At 61.7% G+C, this 20996-nt stretch carries 14 protein-coding genes; 8 read left to right on the top strand and 6 right to left on the bottom strand.

Annotation, left to right across the window (positions count from 1 at the left end; all coding sequences use genetic code 11):
* The first annotated feature begins 5 nt into the window (after window positions 1-5).
* Entirely contained in the window at window positions 6-2771 is a 2766-nt protein-coding gene (locus K9B35_RS00605; protein ID WP_224919873.1) for a M16 family metallopeptidase, read from the top strand.
* A gap of 340 nt (window positions 2772-3111) precedes the next feature.
* Here K9B35_RS00605 and K9B35_RS00600 read toward each other — a convergent pair whose 3' ends face one another.
* Window positions 3112-3726 (bottom strand): hypothetical protein, encoded by a 615-nt coding sequence (locus tag K9B35_RS00600; protein WP_224919872.1) that lies wholly within the window; start codon window positions 3724-3726, stop codon window positions 3112-3114.
* Window positions 3727-4140: 414 nt separating this feature from the next.
* Here K9B35_RS00600 and K9B35_RS00595 point away from each other — a divergent pair, with 414 nt between their 5' ends.
* Both K9B35_RS00595 and K9B35_RS00590 read left to right on the top strand, forming a co-directional pair.
* Entirely contained in the window at window positions 4141-4356 is a 216-nt protein-coding gene (locus tag K9B35_RS00595) for a PqqD family protein (RefSeq protein WP_263622218.1), read from the top strand.
* 42 nt (window positions 4357-4398) lie between these two features.
* Entirely contained in the window at window positions 4399-5301 is a 903-nt protein-coding gene (locus K9B35_RS00590; protein ID WP_224919870.1) for a hypothetical protein, read from the top strand.
* A 25-nt stretch (window positions 5302-5326) separates the two neighbouring features.
* Here K9B35_RS00590 and K9B35_RS00585 read toward each other — a convergent pair whose 3' ends face one another.
* Window positions 5327-7171 (bottom strand): asparagine synthetase B family protein, encoded by a 1845-nt coding sequence (locus tag K9B35_RS00585; protein ID WP_224919869.1) that lies wholly within the window; start codon window positions 7169-7171, stop codon window positions 5327-5329.
* A gap of 151 nt (window positions 7172-7322) precedes the next feature.
* Here K9B35_RS00585 and K9B35_RS00580 point away from each other — a divergent pair, with 151 nt between their 5' ends.
* Window positions 7323-7496, top strand: a complete 174-nt coding sequence (locus K9B35_RS00580) for a hypothetical protein (protein ID WP_224919868.1) — start codon at window positions 7323-7325, stop codon at window positions 7494-7496.
* Window positions 7497-7531: 35 nt separating this feature from the next.
* Here K9B35_RS00580 and K9B35_RS00575 read toward each other — a convergent pair whose 3' ends face one another.
* Window positions 7532-8785, bottom strand: coding sequence for a hypothetical protein (locus K9B35_RS00575; RefSeq protein WP_224919867.1), 1254 nt, complete (start codon window positions 8783-8785; stop codon window positions 7532-7534).
* A 96-nt stretch (window positions 8786-8881) separates the two neighbouring features.
* On the opposite strand from K9B35_RS00575, the gene K9B35_RS00570 reads away from it, so the two are divergent.
* From K9B35_RS00570 to K9B35_RS00560, 3 genes are read left to right on the top strand one after another with little or no spacing between them, the layout of a single operon-like run.
* Window positions 8882-9124, top strand: coding sequence for an acyl carrier protein (locus tag K9B35_RS00570; RefSeq protein ID WP_224919866.1), 243 nt, complete (start codon window positions 8882-8884; stop codon window positions 9122-9124).
* Window positions 9121-10791, top strand: coding sequence for a fatty acyl-AMP ligase (locus K9B35_RS00565; protein WP_224919865.1), 1671 nt, complete (start codon window positions 9121-9123; stop codon window positions 10789-10791). The genes K9B35_RS00570 and K9B35_RS00565 overlap by 4 nt, the downstream gene beginning before the upstream one ends.
* Window positions 10792-10794: 3 nt before the next feature.
* On the top strand, window positions 10795-12339 hold the full coding sequence (locus K9B35_RS00560) for a radical SAM protein (RefSeq protein ID WP_224919864.1): 1545 nt from the start codon (window positions 10795-10797) through the stop codon (window positions 12337-12339).
* A 358-nt stretch (window positions 12340-12697) separates the two neighbouring features.
* Here the strand turns inward: K9B35_RS00560 and K9B35_RS20240 are convergent, their stop codons facing one another.
* The 3 genes from K9B35_RS20240 to K9B35_RS00545 all read right to left on the bottom strand — a co-directional run bounded on the left by K9B35_RS20240 (window position 12698) and on the right by K9B35_RS00545 (window position 18538).
* Window positions 12698-15130 carry a PAS domain-containing protein gene (locus K9B35_RS20240; protein WP_224919863.1) on the bottom strand — a complete coding sequence of 811 codons (2433 nt, stop codon included), beginning with the start codon at window positions 15128-15130 and terminating at the stop codon, window positions 12698-12700.
* Window positions 15131-15584: 454 nt separating this feature from the next.
* Entirely contained in the window at window positions 15585-17867 is a 2283-nt protein-coding gene (locus K9B35_RS00550; protein ID WP_224919862.1) for a TonB-dependent receptor, read from the bottom strand.
* A gap of 2 nt (window positions 17868-17869) precedes the next feature.
* Entirely contained in the window at window positions 17870-18538 is a 669-nt protein-coding gene (locus K9B35_RS00545) for a TorF family putative porin (protein ID WP_224919861.1), read from the bottom strand.
* A 125-nt stretch (window positions 18539-18663) separates the two neighbouring features.
* Between K9B35_RS00545 and K9B35_RS00540 the strand changes: the two genes are divergently transcribed.
* A complete protein-coding gene (locus K9B35_RS00540) occupies window positions 18664-20904 on the top strand; it encodes a putative bifunctional diguanylate cyclase/phosphodiesterase (RefSeq protein WP_224919860.1) in 2241 nt (746 codons plus the stop codon).
* The last annotated feature ends 92 nt before the right edge of the window (window positions 20905-20996 follow it).

The following is a 20996-nucleotide window of genomic DNA, read 5'->3' as shown; positions in this document are numbered from 1 at the left end:
CCAACATGACCTTGCCCAAGTTTCTGCTCGCTTCGACGGCGGCGGCGCTCATCATGCCGACGGCCACCGCGCAGACCATGCCGAAGCAGAAGGCCGGGGTGACAGCAGTATCCCCGGTGGCGAGCGCATCGATCCCCTACCAGACCTTCACCCTGCCCAATGGTCTGCGCGTCGTGGTGCACGAGGATCATTCGGTGCCGAAGGTCGCGGTTGCCGTCTGGTATCGCGTGGGATCGATGAACGAGCCGGCGGGCAAGAGTGGCTTCGCGCATCTGTTTGAGCATCTGATGTTCAACGGATCGGAACATCATGACGAGGAATATATGCCGCCGCTGCAGGAGATCGGCGTGTCCAGCGTCAACGGCGCCACATCCCTTGACCAGACCTATTATTACGAGGTCGTACCCACCGGCGGGCTTGAACGCGTGTTGTGGCTCGAAAGCGACCGGATGGGCTATCTGCTCGGCGCAGTGACCCAGGCCAAGCTCGACGAGCAGCGTGGCGTCGTGAAGAACGAGAAGCGCACTTATGAAAACCAGCCCTATTCGATGATCCCGGAAATGCGGGCACGCGGGCTGTTCCCGGCAAACCACCCCTATTACCATCCGATTATCGGATCGATGGCCGATCTTGACGCCGCCAAGCTCGACGACGTCAAGGAATGGTTCCGCAGCTATTATGGCGCGACCAACGCCGTGGTGACGATCGCGGGCGATGTGACGCTCGATCAGGCGCGCGCGATGGTCACCAAATATTTCGGCAGCGTGCCCGAAGGCCGCCCGGTATCGCGCGTCCAGGCCTGGGTTCCCACGCTCGATCGCGTGCGAACTGAAACGGTACAGGACAATGTCCCCCAAACCGCGTTGTCATGGACCTGGGCAGTTCCGGGCAATGACGCGCCGGAAAGCGCCGCGCTGCGCATGGCAGCAATGGTGCTGGGGCGCGGACGGTTGTCGCGGCTCAATCAGGCGCTGGTGATCGACCATCCCTATGCCACCAATGTGGACGTCAATTATCAGGGTGCGGCGATTGCCGGCATGTTCACGATCGACATGCGGCTGAAGCCCGGCGTCGATCGCGCCGAAGCCGAGGCTGCGCTCCAGCGCGAGCTCGACCACTTCATTGCAAAGGGTCCGACCCCGGCGGAACTCAAGCGCTACAAGATGATCGCCTATGGCGACAATGTCCGCTCACGCGAGTCATTGTTCATCCGCGCCATGATGCTGTCGGGCGGAATGATCTTCAACAACGATCCCGGTCGCTACGCCGCCTCGGAAGCGGAGTTTGCCGCGCTGACCGCCGCCAGGGTGCAGGGCGCGGCGCAGGAGTGGGTCACGCGGCCTAATCACCGGCTGACGGTCGAGCCGTTCGGCCAGTATCGCTCGATCGCCGACGGCGCCGATCGCAGCAAGCTGCCTGCGCTCGCCGACATGACCTCCTTCACCCTGCCAGAGCGGCGCGAGGCCAGGCTCTCCAATGGCATGCGCGTCGTCTTCTCGCACAAAAAGGGCACGCCGACGGTCGAGCTGGTCGCGACCTTCGACGCGGGCGGTGCTGCCGATCTGACCGCCAAGCCGGGGTTGCAGGGCTTCACGCTCGATGTGATGGGCGACGGCACGCAGGCGCTGACAGGCAGTCAGTTCGCCGAGCGCAGCGAAATGCTGGGCGCGCGGATCTATGCCCATGGCGATTCGGATACGAGCAATTTCGCAGCCTCGGCGCTGGTTCCCGCGCTCGACGAAACCATCTCCCTATGGGCCGACATGATCGCAAGCCCAGGCTTTCGCGACACCGACCTCGAACGCGACCGACAGAACGCGCTCAACGGGCTTCAACAGGCCAAGGCCGACCCCGGCAGCATTGCTGCGAACATCTACCGATATGCGATGTACGGTCCTGACCATGCCTATGGCATCCGCCTTGCCGGTCGTGCCGACACGATCGCGTCGTACAGCCGCGCGGATCTCACCGCCTTTCACGACCGCTGGATCCGTCCTGACAACGGCACGATCTACGCTTCGGGCGATGTCGACTTCGACACGCTGGTCGCGACGCTGGAACGGCACATCGGTACCTGGAAAGCGCATGCATCGGCCAAGGGCAGCAAGACACTCGTCCCGCTGCCCGCGCAGACCGCCCCGCGCGTTGTGCTGGTCGACAAGCCCGGTGCGATCCAGTCGGTGATCCGCGTCGGGCAGATCATGCCCAACGGTCTCGATCCCGCCAATTTCGATCTGGAGGCATTGAACGGGGTGCTGGGAGGCGGCTTCACCGCGCGGCTCAACATGAACCTGCGGGAGGACAAGGGCTGGACCTATGGCGCAGGCAGCGGGATTGGCGGCGGGGTCGGCCCGCAAACCTTTACCGTCAATACCAGCGTGCAGACGGACCAGACCGCGCCTGCATTGTCGGAGATCGCCAAGGAATTGCAGGCTATCACCGGCACGCGACCGGCGACTGCGCAGGAGCTCAACCTGTTTGTGCGCGGCCAGGTGCTGACGCTACCCGACCAGTTCGAAACGAACAATGCGATGGTCGGCTATCTGCGCTGGGTCGACCAGTACAATCGGCCCTATGACTGGCTGACCACCCTGCCCCAGCGCTACACCGCGCTGACGCCGGAGACGTTGGCGGACACTGCAAAAATGCTGAACCCCGATGCGATGACATGGGTCGTCGTCGGAGACCTCTCGAAGATCGAGACTGGGGTTCGCGCCCTCAACCTCGGGCCAGTCGAAGTCTGGGATTCTGACGGCAAAAGGCTGCGCTGAACCGGTCATCCACCGCCGGGGGTGCGCGCCAGTTGCGTAACGAACTACAGATGAAACGACGGCGACAGACTAATTCAACTGGCCGATTTGAGCATTTTTTTCGGGTCTTGAACTGATAACCACCACAGCGCGGCAGCTTTTGGACCGGTTGCTGAATGACAGGTCCTCGCCAGAAATGCGGGAAAGTCGCAGGTCGGCTTTCAGATAGCCCCCGCAGAACGCTCGATGACTGTAGCTGGGTGGAAAGCTGACTGGCCCGTGTAGTGTACAAGTTTCCGTGGTAAATTCTCACCGCTCAAGTCGCGCATGCTGCCGGGCCCGTCCAGGACCGGTTTACCTGTTATTCGCCGAGCTCCATCGAAAAGCTTCCAGTTCCCAGACTATCCGCAGGTGAGTTATCCACCCCAAATCGGTTACCCGCGAAAGTCTTATTCCGATAGCCGCCAATCCATCCCAACTTCTTCTCGATTCCGGTGGTTATGTCCTCGTCCGTCACCCGCAATGTGACGCCGCGCAGCGCATAGCCGGGCCCGAATACGGAAGCGAAATCCGCAGGGCTAACCCTCTGAAACGATTTCGGATCGGTGCCGTCACGGAAGATCAAGAGGATCGGATAGTCCGACGGACTTAATTCGACTGCAAGCGTCTGCTCCCGCGCCCACCGTCGGAACGTTTTTCCGCAGAGCCTAGGGTCGGGTCGAGCCGTGGGCCGGCCCTTTCTGCACGCAGCGCGCTGCATCAGGCCGGCGTGATAGGCTCCAGCATCGCCGCCCTTTTCTGGCGCCGGCACTGCAAACAGCATTCTGCCGCTCGGCAGGGGCACGGCCACGGCTTCGCCCCTAAGACGATACGCGATCCCGCTGGCATCGCCGAAGCCCGGACCGGCGGTGATCGTAGATGCGATCACGTTCGATCCGCTTCGGAGACCGTCGGGGGTGTTGATATCAACGGTCATGCGATAGCGGATGGTCTCGCTCGGGTAAGACAGACCGCAGCCAGCTAGCGCCAACAGGCCGGCGACGAGTCCGATTCCCACAACCCGTCTCTGCGGGCATCATGCTGCGACCTCTTCCATGCAGCCCGTTGTGAGCAAGAAGCTGGGACGCGGACTGTGTCGCGACTTCCCTACCAAATGATCTTCACGGCTTGAATTGGCGATGGCCACGTAGTCTCTCTAAACAACGACGAGATGATGGTCGGCAGTCGGTTACCTAGGGTGGTTCTGGTGCCAGATCGTCATTGATCGCCACCGAGGTGAGCATCTATGGCGTTGCTAGTAGCGGAGGTTCGCGTGCTTAATGAATCTGGACGCAGGTCGAAACATTGGATTCGGGCTGAAGGACTAATTACCGCCTCGATGGACGGCGAAATGCTGATGCTCGACGCAGAGAGGGGTGTCTATTACGGGCTTGACCCCATCGGGGCGCGGATTTGGGAGTATCTCGCATCGCCAGTGACAGTCCCTGACTTGGTAAAGCGGCTCGAAAGGCATTACGAGGTCGATGCCGAACGCTGCGCGCGCGACGTCGCGACCCTCATCGAGCAGCTTTCTGTGCGAAAAATGGTCAGAATGATCGATGCTTAGCTCAACCTTGCGTACCCGAGCAACCGGGTGCCGTCGCCGCTCATGACGACGCATGTCTATCGCGTGTTCGGCCTCACGCTCAGCTCTGAAATCGAGCTTCCCGAGCTTCGCTCCTCACTTGAGGAAACGCGGCCTGACGTCACGGTCAGTTGGGGACACGTGCCCCCGGCGGTCGCCACAAAAGATCCCTATGGGTTATCCGTGACCGAGTACGGAGCCACCGTTTCGGTCAAATCGGTGGCTCGGTTTCAAGTGTCTGGGGGCACGCAGATCCGGATCGATCCGGATCCCTCAGCTGACGAGGCCACAATCCGTCTTTTTCTCATGGGCACAGCCATGGGGGCAATATTCTGCCAACGCAGGATGTTCCCGCTTCACGCCAATGCGATTGTTATCGAGGGTCAGGCCGTTGCATTCGCCGGGCCGTCACGGGCCGGAAAATCGACGCTAGCCGCTGCATTTCTGGACCGAGGTCATGCAATTCTGAGCGACGACATCTGCGTGATCAGCAGCGGCATCGACGGGGCGTTTGTCGCCCAGCCGGGCATTCCACGCGTGCGACTGTGGAGCGATGCAATCGAGCGCTCCGGGCGCGATGCCTCTACCTTGAGGCGCGTGCGGAGCGGCATGGACAAGTTCGTTGTGCCGACCCGCGCCTCCCAGCCCGAACATGCCTTGCCTCTAAGGGGGATCTTCGTGATTGGTTCAGATGGGCCTGATGTCTGCGCGTGTTCGCTGCACGGCTTCAGCGCAGTTGAGGCGCTCGCCGCCAATACCTATCGCGCCAGTTTCCTGCCGGTAATCGGCGACCCATCGCTTCATTTTCAAACCTGCCTAAAGCTCGCACAACATGTTCCGATTTTCGAGCTTCAGCGCCCTTGGGACAGTCGCCGTATTGATGAAACGGCTGATCGGATCGTCACGCAACTCGCCGCGCTTGGGTAATCTCGTAGAGTTTGCAGGACCTGATCTAGCGGTTCCCTCCGCTCGCCCGGCGAATAAAGTGACCGGCGGAAATTCCCCGCAGCAGCGCGTGACGATATTGCGCGAAAACCTCAGGATCTCGCCAATCTCCCGGACTCTCGTTCAGAATCCGGCGTAGCCGGTCGATGCCCACCATCCCTGCCGCCTCCTCATGATCGGCAATCGCATCAAGCTGATGGTGCAGCCAGTCCCGATGCGCCGCGACCTGCTCGTACCAATCGGCCGATTGGAGCCCCTTGCGCCGTTCGGTCAGTGCCTCGGGCGCGATCCAGCCAACGGCTGCGGCCTTGATTAACGCACGTTCGACGCCCCCCGTTCGAAACATTGCGAGCGGCACCGAGGCGACATAGTCCATCAGGTCGCGATCGGTACTGGGGTCACGGATGTCGATCCCCCATTTGCCCCATGTTCCCTTGTGCATATTGCCTCGATCAGCTCGCGCGACCGATCGCATCAGAATATCGCGATAGGTCGGTTCAAGGACGATGTCCGCAAACGGCTCACTTCCAGGGAAATAGGTCCAGCTCTTCCCCACCCGTCCCGGCCTGAAGCGGCGCCTGAGAGAGTCGCGGGCCATGCGCGCAAAGGCGCGCGCGACGCCGATCGGCGCGTGAAGCTCCCCCAGAATGTTCTTCGCAAGCTGCCCCCAGTCTTGCTGTGCAATCGGGTCCGAGAAGATATGTTCACCGCCGTAGCTCAATGCGAGATTTCCAAGCGTCGCGGGCATCAGAACGCGCAACCCGCGGGCCTGAGCGTCTGCGTTGATTTGTTCGTTCCAGCCCAGGTTGCAGATATTGGTCGTCGGCGCCTGCCAATATTCAAAGACAGTCTCGATCGCGGAGGTCGCCCAGTCGGGCCCCGGGCGCACGACTACATGTTCGACATTGGAATGAAGTCGGGCGGTCGCCGCCGCCAGCGTCGTTTCATCCTCGATGCGCGTCCCGTTGTGTGCGGCGAATCCTTCTCGCGGACCGGCGGTAAACGCAATCACACGCCCGTGATCGCGAAGAATGCTCGCCGCCGCACCAGTGACGGAGCCGCTATCGAGGCCCGCGCTCAAATGCGTAGCAACGTTCAGCTCTCCGCGCAGACGTCGCGAAACTGCTCGTTCGACCTGTTCCTTCAAGCCTTCCACATAGTCGTCGAAGCTCGTGCCAAGACTGCGCAGTTGAGGCGGGTACCAGTAACGCTCCTGTTTCAGACCATCGGAATCGAGATAACCAAAATGACCCGGTAGCACCCTCCCGATGCCATCCCAGAAACTTGAGGCGTCGAACATGCCACCCGCGCGGATCGCATTGGTAATAAACGCGGTATCCGCCCGGCGCGGAACCGTCTCGATCGCATGGAGCGCGCGCGGCATTGATGCGAGCGCAACGACGCCATCGCGCGCATGAAAGAAGAGGGGGGCACAACCGGCCGGATCGCGTGCGACGATAAATCGGCGATCGGTTCGGTCCCAGATCGCGATTGCAAAATCGCCGCGTAGACGGTCGAAACTTGCAACGCCCCAGGTCTCGAAGGCATGTGCGATGATCGCCGCGTCGCTCAGGCGCGCTGCCGCGCCGCCCAGGGACAGAGCCGCGATCAGATCCGAACGATTGTCGACCCGGCAATCCGCAACCAGCGTGTATCGCCCTCCCGCAAGGTCAATCGGCTGGCGATCAAACCGGTCCTCCGGCGTGCGGCGCGCATAGACGACGCCCATTGCGGCCGCGTCCAGGTCCGCACACGATTCCCCATCCGCCCCATATAGACGCAGCCCGGCCAAGATCCGCCGACACAAATTGCCCGTCGATCCACCACCCGATGTTGCCGCGATCGACGTCATCGCGAGCCGGCCTCGCGCAGCAGCCGACGCTTAGCCGATTGCTTCATGAACCACCCCTTCACTCTATCGGCGCGGCCACTCAAAGCCATTGCCCAGCCCTTTTGCTATTGAGATTGCAATGACTTTGTGTCCATAGCTGACATATCCGCCGATGGCGGAAAAAATCAGCAGGATGACGACCATGTCTCAGAGTAGCCAAGTTCGCGATATCGCTTCGGAAAAAGAGGCATGGACGGCCCCGGTGCTGCAGGAGCTTGATCTGCGCGAGACCGCAAATTTCACGAGCGTTCCGGGATCCAATGACGGCCAGGTCGATTGCAGCTGAGATCGGCCAGGCCAGTCGATCGCGACTGTCCCAGCCTAGGTTTCGTCAAGGCGGTTGGAGACACGGCCTAGCGGTGGCACAAGCAGCCGCTCGATCGGATCGCGCCGGTCCGGCTCGTCCAGAGGATATAGGCTGACGCGCTGAGCCGCCGCTATGCGCTGCGCATAATCGTTGTCGCGGCGATGCGCCCGGTTATAGAAAATATCAAAACTGGTGCGGTCTTGCTGCATCAATTGTGGCAGCACGTCCCGCTCATGTTCGGAAAGCGCCTCCGCCAGCCTGCGTTGGAGCACCGGCGCGCGGGCGTCTTCGCTCATCTGGCTGGTCACCATCGTCGTGACCGGGGAAATCGCTATGACACGCATGGCAGCCAGATCGAGGCCCGCCTTGATCGCGGTGAAGCCAGGGGCGCATCGCCCGAAAGTCATGATCCGTTTTGCCCCGATTTCCGCCGCACAAAGCCTAATGCCGTGGATCATCTCGCGATATCCAGCTCCGAACCGATCCGTGCCCGCAAGATGAAAGAGGGCTTTGCTATCGTAGAGATAGAGAATGTTAGGAGGCGCAGCGCCGAGTAGCGCGTGGATCGCGTTGGCCGAGACGCCAAACGTGCCGCCAGGTTGCAGGAATACGACAAGCAGCGTGTCGGAGTCCGTGCGGATCAACGCCGAACCCCGCTTCGGCGAGAACCACCCCGGAAGGGTCGAGACGGTCCCGAATCTCTCTACCAGATCCAGCGCGAGCAGTTGCACCTGTGCTTCCCACCCCAGGCGAGGGTCTGATAAGAGGCGATCGAGCCCCCGACGCGCCTCCGTCAGCTGTCCGTCAGCCGAAAGGTGGATACTGGCCTGAAACACTGTCGCTGGAGGCGTCGAGGTTTCGTCGATCAGTGCTCGCGCATCGGCAGCGACCTTGCCGCCTGGGCGCGATGAGTCGATCGACGCTTCGATCATTGGATCACGCACCCCGCGTGCTTGTGCTCGCGCGAGGATTTCTCCCTGCGCGACGAGGTCCCCCGAGAGGCGCGCCGCATTGGCACGGGCAAGCGGCCACAGGCTTGAGCCGGGCATTGCACTTTCAAGCCGTTGCCATAGCAGGTCGGCGGCCTCCGCGTCGCCGCGAGACCAATGCAACTGTGCGCGGTAGATCAAAGGAAAAAGCACCAAGGCGTAATGCGACCGGGCACACGAAATGAGCGCACTGAGCGCGCTGCGATGGTGCCGACCGAGCGTTCGGGCAACCAGCCCTAGCAGCACTCGATCGAGAAAAACTCGAATCTGGTGAACCATCATGGACGCTTATGTGGTCAGACTATATGGTCGAGCTAGCTCAAAATTTCGGTATTACAAGCTGCTGGTCAGCATCTTTGAGAGGTTACATATCCAATGACCGACATCGAACAGCGCGTCCTCGCCCTGTTCCACGAGTTGTTTCAGGACAGAAGCATCGAATTGAACGCAGATTTTTACGATCTAGGTGGTGATTCGAACATGGCTGTGACCTTCGGCCTGATGCTGGAGGACGAATTCAGGATCGAGATCCCACTCGACCTTCTGGAAGAGGTAACCAGCGCTGCAGGTCTGGCGGTGTGGATCGAGGATATCAAGGGCGGGCAACGCGCTGCATGACGATCCTTGCGGATCTCGAGCGATGGGCGGAGCAAAAGCCGAACGCCGTGGCCGTCGCGTTGCTTGACTCACGCGGTGCAGTCTCGACCACCCTCAGCTATAGTGCGTTGCGATTGGAAGCACGGCGCATTGGCGCATTGCTTGACCGCTTAGGCATGCGCGCTCGGCGCATCCTGCTTCCCGCAGAATCCTCGCCTGAATTTGCCGCTGCGCTGCTTGGGACGATGGGCGCGCACGCCGTGCCGGTTCCCGTACCGACCTCATCGCGCCCGCGCGCCATCGAGCGCCTTCGCGCAATCGTGGAGACTGCCGGAGTTGCGCACGCACTGCGCTTGTCCGGCTCGGCGGCGCTCGCCGGCGCGCTCGCTGAGCTAGACTGGTTTGATCCGACTACCGACGGTCGTCTTGGCCGCTCCGCACCGTCAGGGGAGCCGTATCGTCACGATCCCGCGGCTCTTGCACTGCTTCAATACACTTCCGGCTCGACGGCAGCGCCGAAAGGCGTGCGGGTGACCCACGCCAACCTCGTCGCAAACCTCGCCATGCTGCGAACCGCGATGAAGGTCGATGAGGACAGCCGGGTCCTCACCTGGCTGCCCATGCATCACGACATGGGTCTGGTGGGACAGTTGCTCCTTGCGATCTCGAGCGGTGCGACGCTGCTGATGATGACGCCGCTCTCCTTCGTGCGACGGCCGGAAACCTGGATCCAGGCGGTTGGCGAGCATTCAGTGACCGTGAGCGGAGCACCTAATTTCGCCTATGACCTGGTGACACGGCGTGCGGACCGGGTGGTACAGCCTTGCGACCTTTCACGCTGGCGGGTCGCCTTTTGCGGCGCCGAGAAGGTCCGGCCCGAGACCCTGCGCGCCTTTGCCACCCGCTTCGACGCGAACGGGTTCGATCCTCTATCGCTGTTCCCGTGCTATGGCCTCGCGGAAGCCACGGTCTATGTAAGCGGCGGTCCCGCAGGGTCCGGGCTTCGTGTTCGGGCCCAAGATGGCGCGGCACCCGAGGTCGCCAGTTGCGGTACACCCGGTGCGCGTGTCGAGATCGTCGACCCCTCCAGCCGGCAGCTTGTCGCGGACGGCATCGAGGGAGAAATCTGGGTCAAGGGGGAGCATGTCGCCGAGGGATACGAGTCGAGCGACGACGACCGCGACGTCTTCGCCGCTCAAATCCAAGGAGACGCCAGCGCCACCTATTTGCGCACCGGCGATCTCGGTTTCCAACTCGAGGGCGAGCTCTTCGTCACCGGCAGACTCAAGGATGTCATCGTCCATCACGGCGAGAATATTCACCCCGACGATATCGAAGTCGTAATCCGAGCGAGCAGTGGGGGATACGGCGCAATGGGTGCGGTCTTCTCGATCCAGCGCAACGGCGAAGAGACCGTGATCGCATTGTTCGAGGTTGAGCGCGGGACGTCGCGGGAGACGATGGACGAGATGATCCGGGCGGGGATGATCGCTGTAGCCGACGCCCAGGGATTGCGGCTCAATGACCTGATCCTGCTCGCCCCCGGCGCCATCCCTCGGACGACCAGCGGCAAGGTGCGAAGAGCCGCATCACGCGCAAGATTTTTGGCGGGACGCCTTGAACCCTTGTTGAGCTACCAGGCACGTCGGGACGCGGCCCGCGTCGGCTCAGCGCAAGTTGTGAGTTGAGGCATGCCGTCAATCTACATCATCAATCCTGCCGCCGAGCATGCCAGCTATTACGGGTTCGAGGTACTTGACGAGGCGGACGGCGGCTATGTGTCCGTCGCCGACCTGACCACGGCGACGCTCGCTGGTTTTGTCCCCGAGGGCTGGGATATTCGCCTGACGGACGAGGCGATCTCGCCGGTTGATCTGGACGCGCAGGTCGATTTCGTCGCGATCACAGGCAAGGTGTCGCAGCGGGGACGCATGATCGCACTGGCGGAGGGGTTCAGGGCGCGCGGTCGGACCGTACTAATCGGCGGCCCCTTCGCCTCGCTCAGCCCTCAGGACATGCGCCCTCATGCAGACATCCTGGTCACCGGAGAGATCGAGGAGATCGCAGACGAACTGTTTGCCGATCTCGCCGCGGGACGCTGGCAAAATCAGTATAACGGCGGATTTGCGGATATTCGCAAGTCGCCGATCCCGCGCTGGGACTTGTACCCCGTCGATCGCGCTCAGTCGGGAGCGCTGCAGACCACGCGAGGATGCCCGTTCAACTGCGAGTTTTGTGACGTGATTCAGTATCAGGGTCGCAAGCAGCGCCATAAGGACACCGATCAGATTCTCCGCGAACTCGATCAGCTTCATGCCGTCGGCTTCCGCAGCATCTTCATCGTCGACGATAATTTCACTGTGCACCGCAGCTGGGCGCGTGCAGTCTTGCTCGAGCTCGCCGCGTGGAACGCCGCACGTGGCGATGAGCGCGTGTCGTTCATCACCCAGGCGTCACTGGATATCGCGCGCGACACCGAGATGCTCGTTTTATGCCGCGAAGCGGGATTCAAGATGTTCTTCATGGGCGTCGAGACGATCAACGAGGCGAGCCTGCGCGAAGCGGGAAAGCGGCAGAACCTGATCCAACCGATGCACCAGGCGATCGACGCGATCGTCGGGCACGGTATCGGCGTTCACGCGGGCATTATCCTCGGCTTTGACCATGACAGTGTCGATACGTTCGAGGAAATGCGGCAATTCCTCCAGGATTCGCCTTTACCTGAAGTCGCGGTCGGCGTGCTGACCGCACCGCAGGGGACCGATCTCTACCACCGCCTGGAACGCGAAGGGCGGATCGACGGGCCGATCTGGACAAGTGCGATTCAGGGTCCGTTTGCGACCAATATCGTTCCGGCGCTCATGCCGCGGGAGGATCTCGTCGCCCGCACTGTCGAACTTGCGCGATACTGCTTTGAACCAAATTCCTTCGAACAGCGGATCATGAACTTCTTGGCGAAGTTCCCAGCTAGTCACGTGTCCACGCCACGTCGCACTGCACGCGCGCGAGACCCACGAAGCCACATGCTTCCTAAGATCCTGCGATATATCTCATCCCTTGGCGAAGCAGAAGAACTGATGGTTCGAACCGTGCTGAAAGCCGGAGCGCAGAAGCCCGGAGCCCTCCCCAGCATTCTGTACTTTCTGAGCCACTACGCTCAGTCGCGATTCTATCTGGACATGGATCGCGGCCAGCTCGCGAAACCTGGTATACTCCCCGCACCGGTTAACGCATGAATTCGTCAGGATCGGGGACATATCCTCGAAACCTCCCTGTTAGGTGCGATCGCGCTCGCGAGCCTGTTGGCGACACTGGCTGGCGTCCCCTTCTGGATTCCGCTCGCATTCGGAGGGCTTTCCTTTGCGTTGTCACGCCGCAGGCTGGCTGCATTGAGCGTGACCATCATTGCGATGGTCCTCGCGATGGGCGCCCAGCACCTCGATCTCGCCAACGCCGGCCCCGCCGGCCTGACGCCGCACTCGGTAACGCTCACAGCCCTGTTCATCGCCGGTCTCAAGGGCGAGCTTCTGACCTTTGGCGGCGCCTATACCGCAAGTCCCAATGTCCGGACGGATCCCGTGGCGCGCGGCTGGATCAGCGATGCGACTTTTCTCGACGGCCCTCGACTGAAGCATCGCGCGAGCCCTGTGCCTCTTGCAAGGCTCGGGCAAGGTCGTCGGCCGAATATGGCTTGTGGAGCAGGGGGAAACCGTGCCGCCCCTCTTCAACCAAGACATGGCTGTAACCGCTGGTGAGTACGACCCGTATATCTGGGAACCGAACCCTAACAAGCTTGCCAAATTCAATCCCGCTCATTCCAGGCATCACAACGTCGCTGAAGATGACATCGAACGCAGAATCAACCGAGAGCTTCTCCAAAGCGGCGCTGGCATTTTCAGCGAGTTCAGCTTGAAAGCCGAGGTCCTGCAGAAGGGCGAGGGCGAAGCTACCAACGTCTGCATTGTCTTCGACCACTAGGATCCGCCCCCCTGTCCGCACCGGCTCCACGCTGTAGCCCTCGGACGCGGCATGAGGCCTTTCATCGTGCGCTGGTAGTAGTAGCTGGAACTTGGTTCCGCCGCCGACCTGGCTCTCGACCCTGATTTCACCACCCGATTGTTTAATAAATCCATAGACCTGGCTAAGGCCCAATCCAGTGCCCTTTCCGACTTCCTTTGTCGTGAAGAAAGGTTCAAAGATCCGGTCGATCATTTCGGGGTCTATTCCGTGCCCCGTGTCCGCCACCTCAATGCAGACTAAGGCGGGATCGGCCTCCGCCTGCCGTCGAATGGCGATCGTCAGCTCACCCTCGCCGTCCATCGCGTCCCGGGCGTTGATCGCCATGTTGACGAGCGCCGTCTCAAATTGCGCGATATCCGCTTCCAGGAAGCAGTCCGGGCACTCCCCATGTATCGTCAGGGTTATCCTAGAGCCGAGCACGCTCCTCAGCATCTCGGCAATGGCCGTAATGCGCTGCTCCGCATCGAAGACTTCGGGCCTAAGTGCCTGACGACGCGCGAACGCCAGCAATTGTCCCGTCAGCCGGGCGGCTCGGTCCGCTGTTTCCGAGATCGCATCGATGTAGCGCTGTTTCTTCTCGTCGCTCAGCCCGTGGCGTCTGAGGACGTCGGCCGAACCGCGGATGACCGTCAACAAGTTGTTAAAGTCGTGCGCTATGCCTCCGGTCAGCTGACCGATGGCCTCCATTTTCTGACTTTGACGCAGCGCGTCGTTGGCGATCTCGAGCTCCTGTGTGCGCTCGGCGACGCGCTTCTCCAGGTTTTGTTTTGCGCGCCGGGCAGTTTCGAAGAGGCGGGCATTGTCGATGGCAACCGCCGCCTGGCCGGCGAGTCCGAGAAGAAGCCGCTCCGACTCCTCACCGAACACATCAGGATCCGGATGCCCGAAAAAGAGGCCACCGATCACCTCACCAGAACGGGACAGGACCGGGACGGCAAGGTAACTACGCACGGGGAGATGCCCGTGCGGCATCCCACGATGCGGCACGTTTCTGCCATAGCGCGGGTCTTTGGTTATGTCGGGAGAGCGGACCACACTATCACCCTTGAAGGTGGGCGCGAAGACCTCCGTTGCCCGGGGATGGCCAAAGCTGTCGAAGTCGGCTCGGTCGGCGCCCGACAGAGAATAAAGCAGGAGACTTTCGCCGACCTCGTTTGTCACATTGTAGAAGAACGACCCAAACTTGGCGCCGGTAATCTGGACGCCCGCGTCCGTCACGGTCTGGACGATGCGCTCGAGGTCAAGCTCGGCAGCAAGCGACTGCCCCGTACGATTGAGAACGTCGAACCGGGCCTGCTCGGCCTTTTCCTGCTCCACATTGCGAGCTTCTATGACCGTACCAACGGGTGCGCCATCTTCGTCCAGCAGCGGACTGGCTGTAAATGCCACGGGGTAGAAGCCGCCGTCAGGTGCAACGAAGACCTCTTCGCCTTCAGTTTGTGCACGCTTTGGAAATGCCCGATCAATTGGACATTCCTCAAGTGGATAGCGGGACCCATCGGGCTTTGTGTGATGCACGACGTCATGCAGAGGCCGACCTCGCATCTGCTCGAACGAATATCCGGTCAGTTTTTCGGCGGCGGCATTCGCATAGATGCACTGCTGCTGATGATCCATCAGGAACACAGCCATCTTCGTGTTCGCGAGGATCGCATCGAGCCGCTGGCTAGTCTCGCGCAATCGTCCCTGAGCCAGGAGCTCGGCTGTCACGTCGCGATAGAATGCCGCTACCCCGGCCTGCACTGGAACGATGCGGGACTCGAGCCAGGCGCTATGTCCCGCCTCCCACGCCTGGTAATGAACTTGCGTCACCGGTTGGCGACCTTCCATGACTTCCACGAACTGCGCTCCGAGTTCAGTTCGGTCCAGTCCGGGTGTAAGCTCCCACAATGTCCTGCCGATCAACGCCACTTTTGGTCGGCCGTCGAGAGTTAACGCAGCCCGGTTCACATCCAGCAGCCGGTACTCGCGATCCAGGAGGAAGAACGCTTCGGACATGTTTTCCAAAACGTCGCGGGCGAAATCGACGTTAATAGTTCCCTCCGGTGCTTGACTGCGTCACCTGGCGCTGATTCATGTCCGATCCCTTAGCAAAATTACAAGCTCGTCGCTGTTCAGAGACGGGTCGTTTGTTGCGCGGCATGGCCGCAGTAACGCGAAAGTTCCGAAAACGATGCAATCGCTTAGCGCATTGCTGGTTGCGTGAGAGCAACCTCACGACGACGACTGTCTCGCTTGGTCACCTATCAATCAGTTCGAGCTGATCTTATGGCGCCGCTGCGAGAAAAAGTAGACGGGGGCTCGTGCAGCGGCAGTCGACGTCCGAGCGACCGATGTGGGGACTTATAGCCGCCCGGTCGCGAGCCGGGCCAGCCCCGCGAACGATCCCTAATGTTCGCCTGACCTCTGAGAATAGTGCGACGACAATTATACCTCGAAGCAAGGCTATCGCTGATGGCCACTAGTCGCCGAGTTTGACGCGCAAATTGATTCCCCCATTGCGCGGCTGCGACCCGCCCCAAACGGATGCGGGGTCGAGGTCTCCCCCGTTGAGCGCGCCCTGATACCACAACCTATCGAACACATTCTGGACATAGATGTTAGCTTCGACCCGATCCCCCCAGCGGTAGCCGAGCAGCAGGTTGGCAACGAAAGTCGGGTCGCGCCGGACGATGCCACGAAAGTCCCAGGCTTCGCGCGACTTGCCCTGCCACATCCACTCAATCGACAGGCTCGCCTCGTCTGCACCGAACGGATGGCGGAAGGTCGCCACACCGCTCGACGCCCATTCGGGATTGGTCAGCCCGCCACAATCATCAAGGGTGCAGCCTCGATTGCCGCGTGTGCGTGTCCGTGTCCAGGTGAGCGAAGTGCGCAAGTCGAACCAGGCCGCGGGCCGCGCGGTGAGTGCCGCCTCGACTCCCCGCCCGCGCACTTCGCCGATATTGATCACCTCCTGCGCGCGGGTTTCGGTGTTGTAGAAGTTGGTCTGTAGGTTCGTGTAAAGATAGTGGAAGGCGGCGATATCAAGGTGCAACCGGCCCTGCGCGAGGCTTGCCTTGACCCCCAGCTCCTTGCTCCAGACGGTCTCGGGATCGAACGCGTCCGGCCGCGTGCCCATCGGAACCAGCCCGGAATCGTCGATCGGCGACGGTGCCTCGAGTGTGAACGTGCCGAAGCCGCCAGCCTTGTAACCGCGCGATACGCTGGCGTAGATGCTGACGCGCTCTTGGGGCTTCCAGCGCAGATACAGGCGCGGCGTGACACCCTGCCAGCTCCGCGCATCCTCGACGAACCCGTCGGTACGATAAGTGAAGGTCCAGATATTGCCGAGGCTGCTCGTCGTTTGCGGCACGTCGAGCGCAAAGCGCTTGCGATCCCAGCTGTAGCGGAGCCCGGCTCCCAGCTGCAGGCGCGGGAACACCCAGTGGTTGATGTCGCCATAGGCCGAAAATCCGGTCGCGATGTTCCGCGCATGATTGGGCTGAACGAACATGCCGTCGGCGGAAGGGGTGTAGACCATGCCGAACAGGTCCTGTGTTAGCTCGTCACAACTCGCATAGCCATAGCCGGCAAGGCAGATGTAGCGCTCGTCCGCCTCATCCGTGAAGCGGGCCTTCACCGTCTCGCGATATGCGGACAGGCCGGCCGTCCAGCTCAGCGAGCCTTTAGCGCTTGAGACCAGCCTCAGCTCGCCGCTGGCATAGGTACCCGACTGAAACTGGCGATAGATACCGAAGGGCTCGGCGGTGCCGTCATAATCCTCCTCATAGACGAAGCGGTGGCCGCGATAGCCCGCGATCCCGGTCAGCGTCGCAAAGCCCAGATCGAGATCGGCCTGCGCCGTAACGCTGCTGATATCGCCATCGTCCCGCGGGTTAAGCAGATCGCTGTCGATCGACCGTCCGTCGCCGCGTACGACGATCCGGGTTCCCAGCGCCGCATCGATCGCGTCGATGACTTCGCGGTCGGAATTGGCGGCGCGATAGGGCGTACCGTCCAGGCGCCGGTGCTCATGCTCGCCGATGACCCAGGCACTGAGTGCGCCCTGTTCGTAGCGCAAGCTGACTCGACCCGCGGCCTTGAACTGGCGCATGATCCGGTCGTGGCCCAGGGTCGCCGCATTGTCGATCCAGCCGTCGGTGTCGAGCAGATAGGCCGCCATCCGCATCGCCCAGTTCGCCCCCAGCGGTATGTTCACCGCCCCGTCGAGTTCAACCCGGTCGGGTTCGCCATGACCTGCGGTCAGGTCCCCGCTCCACCGGTTCAACTCGGGCTTGCGCGTCACGACGCTGATCGCGCCGGAGATTGCGTTGCGCCCGAACAGAAATCCCTGCGGTCCCCGCAGCGCCTCGCCGTGCTCGATATCGTAGAGCGAGGTCACCGCGGAGCCGGTGCGGCCCTGATGGATGCCGTCCTTGAAAATCCCGATCGATGGCTCGCCGCCGATGCCATAGTCGTTCGACGCAATGCCGCGTACCGCCAGATCCTCGATATAGCTGTCGTCCGAGGCTCCCGCGAAACCGGGGGCGAAGGCCACCAGGTCCTTGATGTCGTCGAGCCGGGCACGATGAACGAAGCTGCCGTCAAAGGCGCTCATCGCGATCGGCGTGTCGCCGATCGGTTCGCGACGATGCTGCGCGGTGACCACGATCTCCTCTACAGGAGCCGCTTGGGGTATCTCCTCTGGCGATGCCCCGGAAGCGGCAATCGTGAACGCCATAGAGGCAATTTCAAACTTCATCATCAAAATCCGAGCTGGAGCGCAAAGACGCCCGCCGGGGCGCGTTCTTCGGAGTTCAGCGTTTGGCCGCGCGCCTGAACGATCGCGACGCTGAGCAACAGTGGCTTCGCCTCGAATGCGGCGCGGACTTCCCAGTCGCTTTTCGGCCCATAGGCCGCGCTATCCTCGATCCCGGCCCGCCCGCTCAGCGTGAGCCCGGCCAAGGGCGACACGAACAATGTGACCGCCCCGTAGAGGTTGTCGCGAAGTCCGGCCTGCTCGGGCGCATAGCTCAGCTCCGTCACAATCTGCACGGGGCCGAGCTGCCGGCTGAATTGCCCCGTCACTTCGAGATAGGCGGGAGCCCCTCTGACGAAATAGGCGCGCGCGCCGACCTCATAACTGAAGGCACCAACCGAATCGGCTCGGCCAACATACAGATCGATCTCGCGCCCCTCCGCGTCCCCATCCGCCCGGGTGGAGCCCCACAGTTGCGCCTGCCACCCATCCTGTTCGACATCGACGCCGCCCTGGATCACGGGCATATGGTCGGACAGGCTGAGGCCGCGAAAGCGATAGTCGGTGACGATCGCAACTTCGGCGCTCACATCGCGCGCGTGACTCGGACCCGCAGCCGCGACCGGAAAAATCGCAGCGAGCCAAATGAGGGGACGAAAAGGCAGCGGGATCATGGTGCCCGGGCATGCAATCGGCCACAATAACATCACGTTAAGTTACTGCAAAACTTATAGTATCGTGCGAACACAGGGGTCCGATTTCATCCTTTGGAAAGGATAATGGCCTAGCTGTCCGGAGCATGTCCAAATCCGCGAACTTCAGGCTCGACAAGCGGCAGGACCAGTCCTTTCTGGCCCGTGTAGCCTTGCCTGCAATCGCGGCCGTTGCGACGCTCGCCATCGCCCTGACCGCCGTGGTGCTTCTTTCGGCGAGTCAGGCGAACAAGCTCGCGGGTGATCGCCAGCAAGCGCTGATCGAGACCGTATTGAAGCAGCGCTCAGCTGCCATCGCGCATGATCAGGAAGGAGTGACGATCTGGAATGAGGCGCTACGGCACGTGACCGCGCCCCGCACCGATTTCAAATGGCTCGATGATAATCTCGGGGTCTGGCTGCACAGCTATTACGGGCATGATGAGGCCTATGTTCTCGATGTCTCGGGCGAGCCGATCTACGCGATGCGCGACGGCAAGCGGATGTCGCCGGACGGATATCGTCAACGCCTCGGCGCGGTCGCAGCCCCCTTGGTTCAGAACCTTGTCCGCAAGCTCACCCGGCCCCTCCCTCACTCCATTGCTGTACCGCAGCGCACACCTGACAGCTACGCCATCGACCGCGTCGGCGGGCATCCCGCGATTGTGAGCGTAAAGGCCATCCTCGACGAAGAGGGGAGCATCACGCCGGGGATGAAGCCGCCCTTTCATGTCAGCGTGCGTCGCCTTGACGGCAGTTTCCTCAAGGAACTTGCCGAGGCCTATCAGCTGGCCGATGCGCGTTTCGCAACCGCGCTCGATCCAGTCGGATCGGACCGTGCGGCGCCGCTCGTCGATCGCACCGGAAAGACCCTCGGCTATATCGTCTGGGAACCCTTTGGTCCGGGTGCTATGATGGCACGGCGGATCGCGCCGTACGCACTTGGCGCGCTGGCGCTCATCCTGGCGATGGTTGGCTGGCTGTTACTGCGTATTCGGCGTAGTACGCTGGCGCTCGAAGCGAGCGAGGCCCAGGCGCAGCATCTCGCCTTTCACGATCCTCTCACCGGTCTCGCCAACCGCGCCCTGTTCGATGATCGGCTTGCGCATATTCTCGCCGAGGCTCAGACGAACGACGCGCAGGTCGCCCTGCTTTATTTCGACCTAGATCGGTTCAAACAGGTCAACGACACACTCGGACATCCCGCGGGGGACGAGTTGATTGTCGCAACCGCGCGGCGGCTTGTCGAAGTCACGCGCGAGACCGACGTGGTTGCTCGCATCGGCGGCGACGAGTTTGCGGTCATCCAGACCGGGGCGGTTTCTGCAGCGTCGGCTGAGATCCTGTGTCTGCGCATCATCGAGGCGGTCAGCGAGCCGTTCGACCTTGCCGGGAGCAAGGCGAGTGTCGGCGTCAGCATCGGAGTTGCCCTGTCGCCCGCAGACGCGACGACTCGGACCGAGCTCACGCGCAAGGCAGATATCGCATTGTACGAAGCAAAAGCCGCTGGCCGCGGTCGGTACATGTTCTTTCGCGAGGAGATGGACGCTGGCGTGCGGCATCGCCGCGAGACAGAGGCCGACCTGCGCGAGGCGATCAATGCAGGTGATCAGCTCCGGCTCGAATATCAACCACTCTACGCGGCGCAAAGCGGACAGATCATCGGGGCGGAGGCGTTGCTGCGCTGGCAGCATCCGGTCCGCGGCATAATGTCTCCCTCAACCTTCGTGCCGATCGCCGAGGCCTGCGGCTTGATCAACCGGATTGGCAGCTGGGTCTTGGAACAAGCCTGCCGGGACGCCGTCCGCCTGCGCCTGCCCACCATTTCGGTTAATGTCTCTGCGGTGCAGCTGCGTGACGAGGGATTGGCTGAGGAAATCCTCGCGACCCTGAAACGCACCCGGCTCGAACCTTCGCGGCTCGAGATCGAGATCACCGAAACGAGCTTTATCGAAAGCGCCAGCGCCTGCCAGGCCACACTGATCCGGCTGCGCGCGGCGGGGGTCCGGATCGCGCTTGACGATTTCGGAACGGGCTATTCTTCGTTCAGCCACCTGCGCAATTTCGAGGTCGATCGAATCAAGATCGACCAGAGCTTCGTCAACGGCATCGACATGCGGCGCGGCGGTAGCGCGATCATCCGAGCGATCGTCGATCTGGCCAAGGCAAGCGGGATGCAGATTACCGCAGAAGGCGTGGAAACGGACGAACAGCGCAACTTTCTCGCCGATGCCGGCTGCACATCGTTGCAGGGCTATCTGCTGTCTCGCCCGCTCAGCCCGGCTGCCATCGCCGCCCTCCTGTACCGGAACCCATCGCTCGAAATGCGCCGCGCTGCGGCCCAGTGACAATCAGCTGGTTAACCCGTTCTTAATCCCCGGTGATTTCTGCCGAAACGCGCCGCAGCTGCGGCATACCGAGTTTCCTGACACCTAGGTTC

It is taken from the genome of Sphingomonas sp. R647, from assembly GCF_020177055.1.
GTDB lineage: Bacteria > Pseudomonadota > Alphaproteobacteria > Sphingomonadales > Sphingomonadaceae > Sphingomonas.
The sequence above is the reverse complement of the archived record's forward strand: the minus strand, read 5'-3'. Positions and strand labels throughout refer to the sequence as shown.

Excerpts from the sequence above, each read along its gene's own strand:
- K9B35_RS00595 (WP_263622218.1), top strand. The coding sequence starts at position 4,141 with ATGCTGATGCTCGACGCAGAGAGGGGTGTCTATTACGGGCTTGACCCC.
- K9B35_RS00600 (WP_224919872.1), bottom strand. The coding sequence starts at position 3,726 with ATGACCGTTGATATCAACACCCCCGACGGTCTCCGAAGCGGATCGAAC.
- K9B35_RS00550 (WP_224919862.1), bottom strand. The coding sequence starts at position 17,867 with ATGAAGTTTGAAATTGCCTCTATGGCGTTCACGATTGCCGCTTCCGGG.
- K9B35_RS00545 (WP_224919861.1), bottom strand. The coding sequence starts at position 18,538 with ATGATCCCGCTGCCTTTTCGTCCCCTCATTTGGCTCGCTGCGATTTTT.
- K9B35_RS00605 (WP_224919873.1), top strand. The coding sequence starts at position 6 with ATGACCTTGCCCAAGTTTCTGCTCGCTTCGACGGCGGCGGCGCTCATC.
- K9B35_RS00580 (WP_224919868.1), top strand. The coding sequence starts at position 7,323 with ATGGCGGAAAAAATCAGCAGGATGACGACCATGTCTCAGAGTAGCCAA.
- K9B35_RS00540 (WP_224919860.1), top strand. The coding sequence starts at position 18,664 with ATGTCCAAATCCGCGAACTTCAGGCTCGACAAGCGGCAGGACCAGTCC.
- K9B35_RS00565 (WP_224919865.1), top strand. The coding sequence starts at position 9,121 with ATGACGATCCTTGCGGATCTCGAGCGATGGGCGGAGCAAAAGCCGAAC.
- K9B35_RS00575 (WP_224919867.1), bottom strand. The coding sequence starts at position 8,785 with ATGGTTCACCAGATTCGAGTTTTTCTCGATCGAGTGCTGCTAGGGCTG.
- K9B35_RS00585 (WP_224919869.1), bottom strand. The coding sequence starts at position 7,171 with ATGACGTCGATCGCGGCAACATCGGGTGGTGGATCGACGGGCAATTTG.
- K9B35_RS00560 (WP_224919864.1), top strand. The coding sequence starts at position 10,795 with ATGCCGTCAATCTACATCATCAATCCTGCCGCCGAGCATGCCAGCTAT.
- K9B35_RS00570 (WP_224919866.1), top strand. The coding sequence starts at position 8,882 with ATGACCGACATCGAACAGCGCGTCCTCGCCCTGTTCCACGAGTTGTTT.
- K9B35_RS00590 (WP_224919870.1), top strand. The coding sequence starts at position 4,399 with ATGACGACGCATGTCTATCGCGTGTTCGGCCTCACGCTCAGCTCTGAA.